Source organism: Serratia sarumanii, assembly GCF_029962605.1.
In the GTDB taxonomy this organism is placed as follows: domain Bacteria; phylum Pseudomonadota; class Gammaproteobacteria; order Enterobacterales; family Enterobacteriaceae; genus Serratia; species Serratia sarumanii.
The window spans coordinates 3765933-3780824 of the sequence record NZ_CP124750.1; the positions used below are offsets into that span (position 1 = coordinate 3765933).

The following is a 14892-nucleotide window of genomic DNA, read 5'->3' on the forward strand; positions in this document are numbered from 1 at the left end:
CTATGCAACGTTCAGCACTACTCGCACTCATCGGTGCGGTGCTCTTGCTTTCGGCCGGCACTGCTGCGGCAGCAGGAGATATAACTCAAGGCAATGAAATGAATGGGCTTTTGCGGATGCTCTATGACGCCGCAAGTGAATGGTCACCACGACTACAGGGCTACGCACTCACATTGCTGGCTTCCCTTGCACTAATCCAATTGGTGTGGACGTTCATGCCTTTAGTCATGAAACAAGCTGACTTCGGCGAAATCGTCGGCGAGTTGATCCGCTTCTTCATGGCTATCGGCTTTTTCTACGCGATCATTGAGCATTCCGTTCCTTGGGCGACAGCCGTAGTAGACAGTTTTCGAGAAGCAGCGGGCACGGCTAGCGGTTTAGGCCGTGCGCTTCAGCCGGGCGATATGTTCGCGGTCGCCGTCGATTTCTCGCGCACCATCGTAGAGGGAATCTCAGTTTTCTCTCCGGGTAAAGCGGTCCTCATCGCGCTTGTTGGCTGTTTGGTTTTACTGTGCTTCGCCTTCATCGCGGCATTCATGTTTGTGACGCTTGTAGAGTCATACGTCATCATCAACGCCTCCGTGCTGTTCTTCGGCTTTGGTGGTTCGCAATGGACACGCGACTTTGCAATTGCTCCGCTCCGCTTCGTTATCGCAGTAGGTGCCAAGCTGTTCGTCCTAACGTTGATCGTAGGAATTATCGTCACGTCGGCGAAGTCTTGGTTAGCAGCGTATACCAACGACGAAGCGTCTCTGATGACATTGGCGGGCTTGGCTCTGGTATGCGCATACCTGACTAAGACTATTCCCGAATTGATCGGCGGGATGATTAGCGGCACGTCGATGGGCGGTGGATCAGCCATTGGTGGCATGGCTGCTGCCGGTGCAGCCGGTGCGGCGGCGGCGATCGCAACCATCGCCACGGCCGGTGCCGCTGCTCCGGCTGCTACCGGTGCTCTTGGCGCGGCCGGGAGTGGTAGTGCAGCGGGGGCAGGTGCGGCGGGTGCCGGTGGGCTTGGCGGCGGCGGTCTGGCGGCCGCGATCAATTCCAGCTTTGCCGGTGGTAGTGCTCCCGCCGCAGCCGCATCAGGTGGCGGGGCGGCCTCTGGCATCGGCGCGAGCACTGGCGGTCAAGCGGCGGCCAAGGGCGCGTCGTCGGCAGGTGCCAGAGTGGGCGGCAGCGGCGCACCAAAAACGCCGGGCGCAGCGCCGCAGCAGCCTAACAGCGGCGTACAGCAGGCCGCCAAGCAGGCCGGGAAGTCCGCGCAGGTCAATGACGACAAAGACCAGCAAGCGACACCAAAAGGGGGAGTTGTCAGCTCCGGCAACGCACTTTCCCAAGCGGCCAACGGTGGCGCAAAGATGCTCGGCGTGATGGCCTCGATGGCAGTACCGGGCATGGAGAACGCGCACGGCTTGTCTCTTGGCGCGGGATCTGCGTCACCTGTTCCCGACGATACGAGTTCGGCCGCTCCAGCCAATGGAGCGGAATCTGCCGCGGAACCTACACAAGCGGAATCTAACGTCATCCGTCCGGCCTCGGACAACAGCTCTACTCCCGGCCACCTCGCCTCGCTCAACGTGCCGGGCATGACCTCGAATAACGACCAACCGGAGAAATAACCATGATGGACATTCTGATGTTCGGTGGATTTGTAGTACTTGCCTCGACTTTCGCCATCGGCATGTGGGCGCTCGGCCGGTGGCTGCGTAGCAAGGGCTACGGACCACAGCTCGATAGGCTGGATCGCCAATACACGGCCTTGCAGCTTCGAGTAAGCCCGCTCGCCTTGTCGGCTTCCTACCGCATGTTTTCCGGGGCGCAGGCTCTGAATCGCCTACCTTTGCTGGGCAGCAAGAATAACGCCGCCTTGAACCAGCAAGTTTTGATGGCCATCCAAGCCGCGCAGGAAGCCCAGAGGCAAGAAAAGCGCGACAATCGCTGATCGCTGGCCAGCCTCACAGACAACCCCGCCTAAGTGCGGGGTTTTGTTTGCCTGCCGCGCTCCCTCCGTCTATTACACACCGTGTAAGGCCCTGTGCTGCACTCTGAGCAATTTTCTGGGATAGGCGCACCAACCCCATCACTGCACCCTTAAAAAGCGTTTTTGGCGGCTCCTACGGCCTTCTGGTGGGGCGCGATGGGTCATTCGCCCCCAGGCCTTTCCTTTTGGTGTCTATTCAGATGCCGCAGACGGCACGATGCACCAGGTGCTCGAGGTGGTGTGTGTTCGACGGAGCGAACCGCCCTTCCTTTGGTGTCTAACGGCCGAAGGCGGACCAAGAGCAGCAAGCGATGAGCTGCGCCATCAAGGCGCGGCGCTAAATGCGTATGCTGGAGATTCTTAGAGAATCTTGGATGGAATTTGCGAACGGCCCGCAAAGGCCCGCCGTTGCTGGGTTTTCAGAAACTGGCCGGGTACTGTTAAACAGGGGGTGAGGTGCCGTTAAACAGGGGGAGCAGCGTTACGGTCGGATGCCTTGGGTCGCCCGATTTCCCATTTGCCCTTAGCGTACTCGTCCAGCCTCCAACCCACGGCAGCAAGCTCGGCCAGCGCCTTGGGGCGGAGCGAACGCCTTTCATGCGGGAGGGGAGCTGCCGCGAAGCGGTGGGAACCCCGCAGGGGGCCACGCTTTTGGATCGTGGCGCGATTTCGCAAGAATAGGAGTTCCGAACTAACGGGTGGGGGCCATCGACTTATGCACAGGCAAAAGGGTTTTAAACAGTTTTATATATAGTTTTAAAAGATTTAGCGTAAAAAGAAGGAAATTTAATCTTTTAATTCAATGAATTACGCGCGACGCCGGTTCCTAATAGACGGATACCGGTTCCTAATAGACGGCGAAACGGTTCCTAATAGACGGTTTCAGGTTCCTAATAGACGCTTTATCCACAGCGTGGCGGGTTGTTCCCACTTTGTCCGCCAACTGTCCGTCAATCAAAATGAAAAAAGCCCGCAACGGGGCTCTTTTGCGATCTCACTCACCGTCTATTAGGAACCGCCCAGCGGTTCCGACGAGGAATTGCGGTGCCTCATGACCAGTAGAGGGCCATCCTTCCCCGCTTCTTCGCACAAGGCATATTCAGGCAGGTCATCGGCTTTGATGATCCCGCGAAGGAAGAAACAGAATTTTTTGAACGAGCCACCGCTTCCGCTGCGTTCGTAAAGGGTCTTGAAAGCCCATTTAGCGCTATCCCTGCCTGCGGCACGGCGAGCCAGTCGGTAGATAAAGCGTCCTATGCCCGGCTCGATCAAAAAGTAGTCCCGATGTACTGTAAGTACCTCCGGCCGCTTGCCCTCGGTGACTTCTCGATAAATCCACTCGGGGGCTTCAATCTCGACAGAACTTATCTTCTTGGTGTCCGTGCGTGACAGAACACGATAGCGCGCGATCAGCCCCTCGGCTTCGGTTGTCCGGAACTTGCCGCTTTCGCGCACTGTCTTGATGGTAGTACCCCGCAACCGATCTAGCGCGGCTTCCACTCCTTGAACCTGACTACTACCGTTACCACGTCGGGCAAATCTGAGGATGTCGCTAACATGCAGCCGAAACACTCTCCCCGGCTTGCCACCCTTTCCTTCTCGATAGCGGTTCATAGCTTCGGTCAAGTGAGACACCATCATCAGCACAATGTCGTAGTCCCAAACGGAGGCCATTCCGTGCGCTCCTGCGGACACTTCCACGTATCCATCCGGCAGGTCGTAGCGGATCAGTTCTCCGGCTCGCTTGTCCTTCTTGGACAAACGGAACACGGCCACATCCATGACGCTGCGATTGTCGCGGCCGCCCACGTCATAAAGGCTGGGCACAAAAAAATCTGGCTGGGCGTCGCCTTGTGGAGGCCTGCGGACAAGTGACAACGCTTTGTCCCGCTCTTTCGCCCTTTCCATCTGTTCATGCACGGTCGAGACGTTAGACGGTCTACCGCGTTCAGCAGCCGCAGTTCGGTCACTGTTCCGCTTCCTGATATTTTCAAGGCGTTCCAGTAGCCCGCCAGAGTCGCCTATTACCGCGCCTATGGGCTTGAGACCGCTGTTTCGGCTACTCATGCGTGCGGCCCAACCGGTGCCCTATTAAGCCCAGTACAAGCGGTCTATTCGTAAATGTCGCCTGCAAGTCGGTCGCCACAATTCAGGCGCCCATTCCGGGACGAGGGGCCGAGCCGGAATGTTTGCATGCATCAATCCATGCCTCGACCTCGGCTAAATCCCACACGACCTTGCGGCTACTAAGTGCGATGCGCTGAGGGAATTTCCCCTGCTTTTCGAAGTTGTAGATCGTGCGCTCGCACAGTGGAATCATCTCTAGCAGCTGCTTTTTGCTAATGAGAACTTTACGCGCGCTCCTTAATTCTCTTTCCACACCGAATACCTCATTTTGTCATCGTCTGAGGTTCAATTATTGCTACACAATGCCGGTGATTTCCAGCATTTAATCCCATAATTTTTCAATTAAATCAATCACTTAGTGTCCGTAAATACACGGTTTGACGGACAATCTTGATAACGCAAACCGCTGTTTTTATTAGGTTATAAATAGGCGCTGAAAGCCAATTTATTGCGTCCGGAAATTCATACGTTTTACGGACAAAAAAATGCCCACCGAAGTGGGCATTTCGCTACAGAATGCAGGTCTCTAGGCTCCGAATCAGTCCTTGAGGCGGGGCTTCCTGATTGTCCACTCGTCGATCATGTCCGCCCAATCCTGTAGCATCGCTCGGCGCTGATCGCGGTATTCGGCCTTGTTGTAGACGGCTCGCACGCCCTTCTGTTCGTGCGCGAGGCACTTCTCAATCCAGTCGGTGTTATAGCCCGCCTCATGCAGCAGCGTGCTAGCTGTGCGCCGCAAGTCGTGCGGTCCAAACTTGCCAAGTGACTGCCCTTCCTTCTGCGCCAGACGATAGGTCAGCGTGAGCACCTGATTGAGCGTAGCGCTGCTCATGGGTAAGTCAGAGTCATAGCGCGATGGCAGAACGTACTCCGAACCGCCCGCGAACGTTTTCAGGGCGGTGAATATCTCCAGCACCTGCCTAGACAGAAACACCAAATGGGGATTTCGGCGCTTCATCCGTTCCTTGGGGATTGTCCAGAGCGCATCGATGAAATTGATTTCGCTCCACGTTGCATTGGTCAGTTCGCTTTTGCGTACCATCGTGAGCAACAGCAGTTTGGCGGCCGCTCGAATGGAAGGTGTGGTGCCGATACGCTCCATATACTGGTACATCAACCCGATTTCCTCGGGCGTCAGTGCTCGGTCTCGCGGCTCGAACTTGGCGATAGTTGACGGGCGCACCAGATCGGCCGGGTTCTCAACCTTCTGACCGCGCTCGATGGCCCAACGAAAGACCAGCATCATAATCTCACGGCAAACTACCGCCGTTGATGGCCTACCTTGTTCCACAATGGCATCAGTCAGCGCCCGCAAATCCTCGTGGGTAATTTCTATGAGTTTCCGGTTGCCAAACTTCGGCTTTAGATCGCGCTCGTATGTTCCACGGCGCATGTTGCGGGTGGTTTCGCTCATTTGATAACCGCGCAACCACTTCTCGGCCCACGCGCCGAATGTCTCAGCATCCTTGACGCGTGCCTTGTCCCGTGCCTTCTCCTTGGCCGGTGACTTCCCTGCGGCGATCATCTTCTTGGCTTCGCCCAGCCGTTCGCGGGCTTCCGCTAGCGTGATCCCGCCGACACCGTAACGGCCGAAGGTGATGGTCTCCTGCCTGCCGTGGATCGAGTAGTTGTAGCGGAATGAAATCGAACCCGCAGGCGTGATGGCCACGTAGAGCCCGTCACGGTCATTCACTTTATAGAGCTTGTCCTTTGGCTTGAGGTTGCGCAGCTTGGTATCAGTCAGCATGGTCGGGTTGGGTTTCCTCTCAAAAATACCATGCTCAAAAAAGCCCCACAAATCCTCAAAAAACTTGTTTAAGGACAATGCGTTACCTAAATTCGATACCATGAACACCCCATCAGAGGCGGCATGGTATCGAGTGCCGAACATGGCATCAGGTTCAAATCGTACCATCTACCATGCCATAGAAACGGGGTGCTTGGCGATGCGTAAATTTGCCAGACAGTGCTACGCCAAGAACGAAAAAAGCCCGCAGTTACGCGGGCTTAGAGGTATTTTAATGCTCTTTGGTGCCGGTCTATGCCGGACGCCAGATCACTCCCACTCGATCGTCGCCGGCGGCTTGCCGCTGATGTCGTACACCACGCGGGAGATGCCGTCCACTTCGTTGATGATGCGGTTGGAGACGCGGCCGAGGAAGTCATACGGCAGGTGCGCCCAGTGCGCGGTCATGAAGTCGATGGTTTCTACCGCACGCAGGGAGACCACCCAGTCGTATTTGCGGCCGTCGCCCATCACGCCGACCGAACGCACCGGCAGGAACACGGTGAACGCCTGGCTGACTTTGTTGTACAGGTCGGCTTTGTGCAGCTCTTCGATGAAGATAGCGTCAGCGCGGCGCAGCAGATCGCAGTACTCTTTCTTCACTTCGCCCAGCACGCGCACGCCCAGACCCGGGCCCGGGAACGGGTGACGGAACAGCATGTCGTACGGCAGGCCCAGCTCCAGGCCGATCTTGCGCACTTCGTCTTTGAACAGCTCTTTCAGCGGCTCGACCAGGCCCAGCTTCATCTCTTTCGGCAGGCCGCCCACGTTGTGGTGCGATTTGATCACGTGCGCTTTGCCGGTGGCGGAAGCGGCGGATTCGATCACGTCCGGGTAGATGGTGCCCTGTGCCAGCCATTTCACCTGCTCTTGCTTGCAGGCTTCTTCGTCGAACACTTCAACGAACACGCGGCCGATGATCTTGCGCTTGGCTTCCGGCTCGTCCACGCCCGCCAGCGCGGTCAGGAAGCGGTTTTCCGCTTCGACGTGCACGATGTTCAGGCCGAAGTGGTCGCCGAACATTTCCATTACCTGCTTGGCTTCGTTCAGGCGCAGCAGGCCGTTGTCGACGAACACGCAGGTCAGGCGTTTGCCGATGGCGCGGTGCAACAGCATCGCGGTGACGGAGGAGTCAACGCCGCCGGACAGGCCGAGGATCACGTGGTCTTCACCCACCTGCTCGCGGATGCGCTCGACCGCATCTTCGATGATGGTGGCCGGGGTCCACAGGGCTTCACACTGGCAGATGTCCAGTACGAAGCGCTCCAGCATGCGCTGGCCCTGGCGAGTGTGGGTCACTTCCGGGTGGAACTGCACGCCGTAGAAGCGTTTTTCTTCGTTGGCCATAATGGCGAACGGGCAGGTGTCGGTGCTGGCGACGGTCACGAAGTCGGACGGGATCGCGGTCACTTTGTCGCCGTGGCTCATCCACACGTCCAGCAGCGGTTTGCCGGCCGGGCTGATGGCGTCTTCGATGTCGCGCAGCAGCGCGCTCTCTTTGACGATTTCCACCTGCGCGTAGCCGAACTCGCGTTCGGTGGAACCCTGCACATGGCCACCCAGCTGCATCGCCATGGTCTGCATGCCGTAGCACACGCCCAGCACCGGCACACCGGCGTTGAACACATAGTCAGGGGCGCGCGGGCTGCCGGCTTCGGTGGTGCTTTCCGGGCCGCCGGAGAGGATGATGCCGCTTGGGTTGAATTCGCGGATCTGCTCTTCGCTAACGTCCCAGGCCCACAGTTCGCAGTAAACGCCGATTTCGCGCACGCGGCGGGCGACCAGTTGGGTGTATTGCGAACCGAAGTCCAGTATCAGGATGCGATGCTTATGGATATTTTGTGTCATGTGAGGCGAATTCCAGCAACAAGAGAAAAAGAGCGAAAATGTGTGTTTCGGGATGGGGCTTAACGCCCCACCCCGGCCTCTCACTCAGGAGAGGTTAAGGCATTAGCCCATGCGGTAGTTCGGCGACTCTTTGGTGATGGTCACGTCGTGCACGTGGCTTTCCTGAATGCCGGCGCCGCTGATGCGCACGAACTCCGCCTTGGTGCGCAGATCGTCGATGGTGGCGCAGCCGGTCAGGCCCATGCAGGAGCGCAGGCCGCCCATCTGCTGGTGCACGATGGCTTTCAGCATGCCTTTATAGGCCACGCGGCCTTCGATACCTTCCGGCACCAGTTTGTCGGCGGCGTTATCGGTCTGGAAGTAACGGTCGGAAGAGCCTTTGGACATCGCGCCCAGCGAGCCCATGCCGCGGTAAGATTTGAACGAACGGCCCTGATACAGCTCGATTTCGCCCGGGGATTCTTCGGTGCCCGCCAGCATGGAGCCGACCATCACGCAGGATGCGCCCGCGGCGATCGCTTTGGCGATGTCGCCGGAGAAGCGGATGCCGCCGTCGGCGATAACCGGGATGCCGGTGCCTTCCAGCGCTTCCACCGCGTCGGCGATGGCGGTGATCTGCGGTACGCCCACGCCGGTCACGATGCGGGTAGTACAGATGGAGCCAGGGCCGATACCGACTTTCACCGCGCTCACGCCGGCTTCAGCCAGCGCTTTGGCGCCCGCTGCGGTCGCGACGTTGCCGCCGACGATCTGCAGATCCGGGTATTTGGCGCGGGTTTCGCGGATGCGCTGCAACACGCCTTCGGAGTGGCCGTGCGAGGAGTCGATCAGCAGAACGTCAACGCCTGCCGCCACCAGCGCGTCAACGCGCTCTTCGTTGCCGGCGCCGGCGCCGACCGCCGCGCCCACGCGCAGACGGCCGTGCTCGTCTTTACAGGCGTTCGGTTTGCGTTCCGCTTTTTGGAAGTCTTTAACGGTGATCATGCCCAGCAGGTGGAAGCTGTCGTCCACCACCAGCGCTTTTTCTACGCGCTTTTCGTGCATCTTCTGCAGTACCACGTCGCGCGCTTCACCTTCTTTCACGGTGACCAGGCGATCTTTCGGCGTCATGACCGCGGTGACCGGCTGGGTCAGATCGGTCACGAAGCGCACGTCGCGGCCGGTGATGATGCCGACCAGCTCATTGTCTTCGGTGACGACCGGGTAACCGGCAAAGCCGTTGCGCGCGGTCAGCTCTTTCACTTCCTGCAGCGTGGTGGATGGGGTAACGGTCTGCGGGTCGGTAACTACGCCGCTTTCATGCTTCTTCACGCGGCTGACTTCTTCAGCCTGGCGCTCGATGGACATGTTTTTGTGGATGAAGCCCAGGCCGCCTTCCTGCGCCAGCGCGATGGCCAGGCCGGATTCGGTAACGGTATCCATGGCTGCGGACAGCATAGGGATGTTCAGGCGGATGGTTTTGGTCAGTTGAGTGCCGAGCTCTGCGGTGTTAGGCAGAACCGTGGAGTGGGCTGGAACCAGGAGGACGTCGTCAAACGTCAGAGCTTCTTTAGCGATACGTAGCATGGGCAATATCTCACCAGGGTGGGCTGTGAAAAAGATAAAATATTGCCGCGGCATTATACAGAGCGGAATCGGTTGCCTCCAGCACTTTCTTACAAAAAGTCTTGATTACCTTTTTCAGCCATGTAGTATCGACCAATTAAGTGATTGTTTTGAAATTTGATCTGGGTCACATGTCGCTACCTGTTTCGCCTTCCATTTTTACCGTAAGCCGCCTCAATCAGACGGTTCGCCAACTGCTGGAAATGGAAATGGGGCAGATTTGGCTCTCCGCCGAGATCTCCAACCTCTCCCAGCCCGCCTCCGGCCACTGGTATTTCACGCTGAAAGACGATCGCGCCCAGGTGCGCTGCGCGATGTTCCGCAACAGCAACCGCCGCGTCACCTTCCGGCCGCAAAACGGCCAGCAGGTCCTGGTGCGCGCCAGCATTACGCTGTATGAACCGCGCGGCGACTACCAGCTGATCGCCGAGAGCATGCAGCCCGCCGGCGACGGCCTGCTGCAGCAACAGTTCGAGCAGCTGAAACAGCGCCTGAGCGCCGAAGGGCTGTTCGATCAGCAGTTCAAGCAGCCGCTGCCCGCCCCGGCCAAACGCGTCGGGGTGATCACCTCCGCCAGCGGCGCGGCGCTGCACGATATTCTGCAGGTATTGCAGCGGCGCGATCCGTCGTTGCCGATCGTCATCTACCCCACCTCGGTGCAGGGAGCCGAAGCGCCGATGCAGATCGTGCGCGCCATCGAGGCCGCCAACCGCCGCGACGAATGCGACGTGCTGATCGTCGGCCGCGGCGGCGGTTCGCTGGAAGATCTGTGGAGCTTCAACGACGAACGCGTGGCGCGGGCGATCTTCGCCAGCCGCATTCCGATCGTCAGCGCCGTCGGCCATGAAACCGACGTCACCATCGCCGACTTCGTCGCCGATCTGCGCGCGCCGACCCCTTCCGCCGCCGCCGAACTGGTCAGCCGCAATCAGCTCGAGCTGTTGCGCCAGCTGCAGTCGCAGCAGCAGCGGCTGGAGATGGCGATGGATTACTACCTGGCGCAGCGCCAGCAGCAGTTCACCCGCATTCACCACCGTTTACAGCAGCAGCATCCGCATCTGCGCCTGGCGCGCCAGCAGACGCTGCTGTTCAAGCTGCAGCGCCGGATGGAAGACGGCATGCAGCAACAGCTGCGCCTGGCCGCCCGCCGCAGCGAACGCGCCCAGCAGCGGCTGGCGCAGGTGCAGCCGCAGGGCCGCATTCACCGCTACCAACAGCGCGTGCAGCAGCAGGAATACCGCCTGCAGCAAGCGATGGAGCGGCAGCTCAACGCCTACCGCCAGCGCTTCGGCGTGGCCTGCAGCCAGTTGGAAACCGTCAGCCCGCTGGCGACGCTGGCGCGCGGCTACAGCGTGACGCAAACCCCGCGCGGCGAGCTGCTGAAAACCACCAAGCAGGCGCAGGTCGGCGAACTGCTGAAAACCCGCCTGCAGGACGGCTGGGTGGAAAGCGAGGTGAAAACCATCACCGTCGCCAAGAAGCCGCGCAAGAAACGCGCGGCCGAGTAACCCCTACTCCAGCGTAAAACGCTCGCCCGGTTCGCCGTTCACCCACAGCGCGCGCATTTCGCCTTCCGGCAGGCTGAGCGCCAACGTGCGCCAGGCCGGGCGGAAACGCCCTTCCGTCGTGATATCCAGCATGATGCGCTGATGGTCGCAGCGCATTTCCCAACGCAGCCACAGCGCATCGCCCTGTCGCCAGCCTTCGCTTTCACCGTCGTCCTCAAACAACAGCCCGCTGCTTGCGCCGCAGCCCTTGAGCGGAAACAGCCGCAGCTCGCGCCGATCGTCGGCGGCCACGTCCACATGCGCCAGCCGCTGCGACAGCGGCAGCGCCGCCCCGGCGCGCACCAGCAGCGGCAAACGCTCCAGCGGAGCCGCCAGCGTCACCGTCTGGCCGTCGCCGAACCACTGGCCGCTGTAGAAGCAGTACCAGCCTTCGCCGTTGTCCGGCAGATACACCGAACGCCGGCGCTGCCCCGGCTCCACTACGCTGGCCACCAGCAGATCGCGGCCGATCAGAAAATCGTCGTTCTCGTCGAAGGTGCGCGCATCCTGTTCATGATCGAGAAAGGTCGGGCGCAGCATCGGCTCGTCGTCCGCGCAGGCCTGCCATAGCAGGGTGTAGAAATACGGCAGCAGCCGGTAACGCAGGTTGATCGCCTCGCGCACCGCCGGGGTGGCGGCCGGGTACATCCAGGGTTCATTGACCGTGGCGTCGTCGTTCCAGGAGTGGATAGTGAAACGCGGATGCATCACGCCGTTTTGTACCCAGCGTACCAGCAGTTCCGCGTCCGGTTTGTCGCCGGAGAAGCCGCCGACGTCGTGGCCGAGGTTATACAACCCCGACAGGCTCATGCCCAGCCCCATGCGGATGTTGTAGCGCAACGTCTGCCAGCTGGTGCGGTTGTCGCCGCTCCAGGTCTGCACGTAGCGCTGCATGCCGGCGCAGCCGGAGCGCGAGATCAGGTACGGCCGCTTCTGCGGCGCGAAGCGCTGCTGGGCCTCCATCGAGGCGCGCATCATCAGCAGCGGCATCACCGGGCGGATGTGCTTGATGGCGATCGGCCGCCCGAAGCCGTGGCAGCGCGCTTCGCCGTCCCACACTTCGTACTCGTTGTTGTCGTTCCAGGTCGAGTCGATGCCCATCTCCAGCAGCTGCTGCGTGACACCCTGCTGCCACCAGCGCACCGCCGCCGGGTTGGTGAAGTCGAGGTGCGATCCCTCATCGTCCCAGAAGCTGGAGCGCTCGGGTGCGTCGCTTTGCGAATCGCGGATAAACAGCCCCTGCGCCGCCACCTCCTGATACTGCGGGTGATCCTGCAGCAGGCACGGCTTGATGTTGGCCGCCAGCCTGAGGCCGGCGTCGTGAAACGCCTGGCTCAGTTGCTTGGGCTGCGGCACCTTGTCGTAGTTCCAGTTGAACACGTAGCGCTTGTTATTGATCGAGGTGTAGCCCGACGACAGCTGGAAAGAGTCGCAGGGAATGGCGTGTTGACGGCACAGCGCGATGAACTGCTGCAGCTGCTGCTGGGCATCCGGCGCGTCGGTGTAGTGCATGGTCGAACCGCTGTAGCCCAGGCTCCACTTCGGCCCGAAGTGGGTGCGGCCGGTCAGGCGCACGAAGGCCTTGGTGACGTCCAAGACCTTCGGCCCGAGGAACAGGTAGTAATCCAGATCGCCCGCTTCGGCCTGATAGCGGCGATAGGCCGCGTGGTAGTTGTCGATCTCGTTGCCCAGATCCAACCAGCTGCTGCTCAGGTTGTCGTAAAACAGGCCGAAGCTCGCCTCCGGCCCGCGGGTGATGGTGAACGGAATGTGCTTGTACAGCGGATCGGTGCTGGCGGCGTTGTAGCCCATCGCGTCCAGGTTGCGCATTTCGAAGCGGCGGCCGGTGCGTTCCAGATCGCCGGCCTTCTCCCCCAGGCCGTAATAACGCTCATCGGCGAAACGCCGCTGATAGTGCGCCACGCCGTCGCCGTGCGCATTGAGCAGGTAGGCGCTGGTCGGCCGGTCCGCCGCCAGCGGCCGCCATTCGCCGGCGGCGTTGCAATATTCCCATTCCAGCCACAGCGGCTGATGCACCGTCACGCGCAGCAGCGGCGTACTGACCATCAGCCGCTCGCCCTCCTGGCGCAGCTGATAGCCCGGCAGGCTGAAGCCGGCGACGCTGAGCCGATCGCGCCCCTCCCAGGGCACATCCTCCTGCGGCGCGATGCTCCAGGTGCGATCCAGCGCCAGTTCGCCCTCACGTTTGATCAACACGCGGAATAGACCGTCTTCCAGCACGTACAGGCAGAAACGGTGGCGTTCATCGACCAGCAGCTCAACGTGGTCGGCATGCTGCGCCGCCAGCGTCCAGTTTTTCAAGGTTTTCATAAGCATTCCACTTAGCTGTGTGAAGGTGTTTTCTTACCGCCGCGTTCGGCGATCAGGGCAATCAGGAACAGGGCGCCGATCAGGTCGAAGAAACCCATGGCGATGAACAGCGGGTTGAAGCCGATGGTGTCGGATACCGCGCCGATCAGCAGCGTGAACAGGAAGCTGGCGATCCAGGCGCTGGATCCGCGCATGCCGTTGACCGTCGCCATCTGGTTTTTATCGAACGACTCCACCACCAAGGCGCTGAGCATGCAGGAGATCACCTGGTGGCCGAAGCCGCCGATCGAGATCAGCGCGATCGCCACATAGGGATCTTGGGTGATCGCCACGAACGCCAGCGACACCATCAGGAAAGCGCCGGTCACCGAGCTGGCGACCACCGAGTTGACGCGGCTGCAGCCGAACCATTTGCGGTACAGGGTGGTGAGATAGCCGCTGGCGACGCTGCCGATATCCGCCGCCAGGAACGGCAGCCAGGCGAACATCGCGATCTGTTTCAGATCCATGCCGCGTTCGGTGGCCAGGTACAGCGGCACCCAGAAGCTGAATACCGCCCAGGCCGGCTCGGCGAGAAAGGCCGGGATGGCGATGCCGTAAAACTTCTTGTTCTTGCACAGGCTGGCCAGCGAGGTGAGGAACGGCAGCTTCGGCAACACCGGCTCGTTGTCTTCGCGGATCAGATCCAACTCTTGCTGGCTGAGGTTCGGGTGCTGCTGCGGCGAGTGGTAGAACAGCCACCACAGCACCACCCAGATCAGCGCCAGCCCGCCGGAGAACAGGAAGGCGCCCTGCCAGCCGAAAGAGACGTGAGCGATGACGATGATCGGCGGCGCCAGCATGGCGCCGATGGAGAAACCGACGCCGGCCCAGCCGGCGGCGATCGGCCGCTCCTTCTTCGGAAACCAGTCGGAGATCGCCTTGGCGTTGGCCGGGGTGGCCGCCGCCTCCGCGCCCCCCATGAAGAAACGCAGAATGGCCAGTTGCAGCCAGCTGCCGGCGCCGGCGTGCAGCATGCACACCACCGCCCAGATGCCGGCGCAGATCAGAAAGCCCATCTTCAGGCCGATAACGTCGATCAGCCAGCCGCAGATCGGCTGAAACACCGTGTAGGCCAGCTGGAACGACGCCACCACCCAGGCATATTGCTCGGTGCTCATGTTCAGGCTGGTTTTCAGCTCCGGCGCCAGAATGCCCAGCGAGTTGCGGGTGATGTAGTTGACCGTGACACCCAGCAAGAACAGCGCCAGCATCCACCAGCGCAGCGATTTGAACTTGCGCCGGCCGCTCTGCGCGACCGCCTGATTGATCTCCACACTCATCGGTTCTCTCCCCGCGGCCGCCGGCTACGGCGACGCGCGTTTTGGTAGGGTACGTTGTGCTATCAAACACGGGGCGGTGAAAACGGGTCGGCGCCATCTCATTGGCCGACAGACAATCACAACCCCATGATTTATTTTTGTTTTCATTTTCGCACACCGTTAAAATTGGACTGACAGATCGCTAAAATTGGTGTACCAATGCAGACTACTCAGCGAGAGCGCGCAGCGAAACGCTGTTTTTTGCAAAGATTTTCACAGGCGGGTGAAAAAATAGTCATAATGACCAAGAAATCCGGTCAAGACGCTGAAAATCTGCAATGAAAATATTCTCACGGACGAATT

Annotated in this window: 11 protein-coding genes; 3 read left to right on the forward strand and 8 right to left on the reverse strand. The window is 60.1% G+C overall.

What is annotated here, in order from left to right; all coding sequences use genetic code 11:
• Positions 1–2 precede the first annotated feature (2 nt).
• Together trbL and SSARUM_RS17905 are read left to right on the forward strand one after the other, a co-directional pair.
• Entirely contained in the window at positions 3–1622 is a 1620-nt protein-coding gene (trbL, locus tag SSARUM_RS17900; protein WP_282493662.1) for a P-type conjugative transfer protein TrbL, read from the forward strand.
• 2 nt (positions 1623–1624) lie between these two features.
• The gene (locus SSARUM_RS17905; RefSeq protein WP_113368496.1) at positions 1625–1945 is read left to right on the forward strand and encodes a hypothetical protein; all 321 of its coding nucleotides are present in this window, start codon (positions 1625–1627) and stop codon (positions 1943–1945) included.
• A gap of 501 nt (positions 1946–2446) precedes the next feature.
• Here the strand turns inward: SSARUM_RS17905 and SSARUM_RS24680 are convergent.
• The 6 genes from SSARUM_RS24680 to guaB all read right to left on the reverse strand — a co-directional run bounded on the left by SSARUM_RS24680 (position 2447) and on the right by guaB (position 9311).
• Complete coding sequence (locus SSARUM_RS24680) at positions 2447–2536, reverse strand: hypothetical protein (RefSeq protein WP_458575474.1); 90 nt, start codon at positions 2534–2536, stop codon at positions 2447–2449.
• A 456-nt stretch (positions 2537–2992) separates the two neighbouring features.
• On the reverse strand, positions 2993–4051 hold the full coding sequence (locus SSARUM_RS17915) for a replication initiator protein A (RefSeq protein WP_325985195.1): 1059 nt from the start codon (positions 4049–4051) through the stop codon (positions 2993–2995).
• Between the two features lie 82 nt (positions 4052–4133).
• On the reverse strand, positions 4134–4364 hold the full coding sequence (locus SSARUM_RS17920) for a helix-turn-helix transcriptional regulator (protein ID WP_227406373.1): 231 nt from the start codon (positions 4362–4364) through the stop codon (positions 4134–4136).
• 285 nt (positions 4365–4649) lie between these two features.
• A complete protein-coding gene (locus SSARUM_RS17925; protein WP_086621265.1) occupies positions 4650–5858 on the reverse strand; it encodes a tyrosine-type recombinase/integrase in 1209 nt (402 codons plus the stop codon).
• A 309-nt stretch (positions 5859–6167) separates the two neighbouring features.
• Positions 6168–7745 carry a glutamine-hydrolyzing GMP synthase gene (gene guaA, locus SSARUM_RS17930; RefSeq protein WP_039568517.1) on the reverse strand — a complete coding sequence of 526 codons (1578 nt, stop codon included), beginning with the start codon at positions 7743–7745 and terminating at the stop codon, positions 6168–6170.
• 102 nt (positions 7746–7847) lie between these two features.
• Positions 7848–9311, reverse strand: a complete 1464-nt coding sequence (gene guaB / locus SSARUM_RS17935; RefSeq protein WP_033635581.1) for an IMP dehydrogenase — start codon at positions 9309–9311, stop codon at positions 7848–7850.
• Between the two features lie 170 nt (positions 9312–9481).
• Between guaB and xseA the strand changes: the two genes are divergently transcribed.
• Complete coding sequence (gene xseA, locus SSARUM_RS17940; RefSeq protein ID WP_031299944.1) at positions 9482–10858, forward strand: exodeoxyribonuclease VII large subunit; 1377 nt, start codon at positions 9482–9484, stop codon at positions 10856–10858.
• 3 nt (positions 10859–10861) lie between these two features.
• Here the strand turns inward: xseA and SSARUM_RS17945 are convergent, their stop codons facing one another.
• Together SSARUM_RS17945 and SSARUM_RS17950 are read right to left on the reverse strand one after the other, a co-directional pair.
• Entirely contained in the window at positions 10862–13228 is a 2367-nt protein-coding gene (locus tag SSARUM_RS17945; protein WP_033648907.1) for a glycoside hydrolase family 31 protein, read from the reverse strand.
• 11 nt (positions 13229–13239) lie between these two features.
• A complete protein-coding gene (locus SSARUM_RS17950) occupies positions 13240–14550 on the reverse strand; it encodes an MFS transporter (RefSeq protein WP_033635583.1) in 1311 nt (436 codons plus the stop codon).
• Positions 14551–14892 lie beyond the last annotated feature (342 nt).

What these genes read in the sequence shown, in the direction of transcription:
- guaA (WP_039568517.1), bottom strand. Translation starts at nt 7,745, where the DNA reads ATGACACAAAATATCCATAAGCATCGCATCCTGATACTGGACTTCGGT.
- SSARUM_RS17945 (WP_033648907.1), bottom strand. Translation starts at nt 13,228, where the DNA reads ATGAAAACCTTGAAAAACTGGACGCTGGCGGCGCAGCATGCCGACCAC.
- SSARUM_RS17915 (WP_325985195.1), bottom strand. Translation starts at nt 4,051, where the DNA reads ATGAGTAGCCGAAACAGCGGTCTCAAGCCCATAGGCGCGGTAATAGGC.
- xseA (WP_031299944.1), top strand. Translation starts at nt 9,482, where the DNA reads ATGTCGCTACCTGTTTCGCCTTCCATTTTTACCGTAAGCCGCCTCAAT.
- SSARUM_RS17925 (WP_086621265.1), bottom strand. Translation starts at nt 5,858, where the DNA reads ATGCTGACTGATACCAAGCTGCGCAACCTCAAGCCAAAGGACAAGCTC.
- SSARUM_RS17950 (WP_033635583.1), bottom strand. Translation starts at nt 14,550, where the DNA reads ATGAGTGTGGAGATCAATCAGGCGGTCGCGCAGAGCGGCCGGCGCAAG.
- guaB (WP_033635581.1), bottom strand. Translation starts at nt 9,311, where the DNA reads ATGCTACGTATCGCTAAAGAAGCTCTGACGTTTGACGACGTCCTCCTG.
- trbL (WP_282493662.1), top strand. Translation starts at nt 3, where the DNA reads ATGCAACGTTCAGCACTACTCGCACTCATCGGTGCGGTGCTCTTGCTT.
- SSARUM_RS17905 (WP_113368496.1), top strand. Translation starts at nt 1,625, where the DNA reads ATGATGGACATTCTGATGTTCGGTGGATTTGTAGTACTTGCCTCGACT.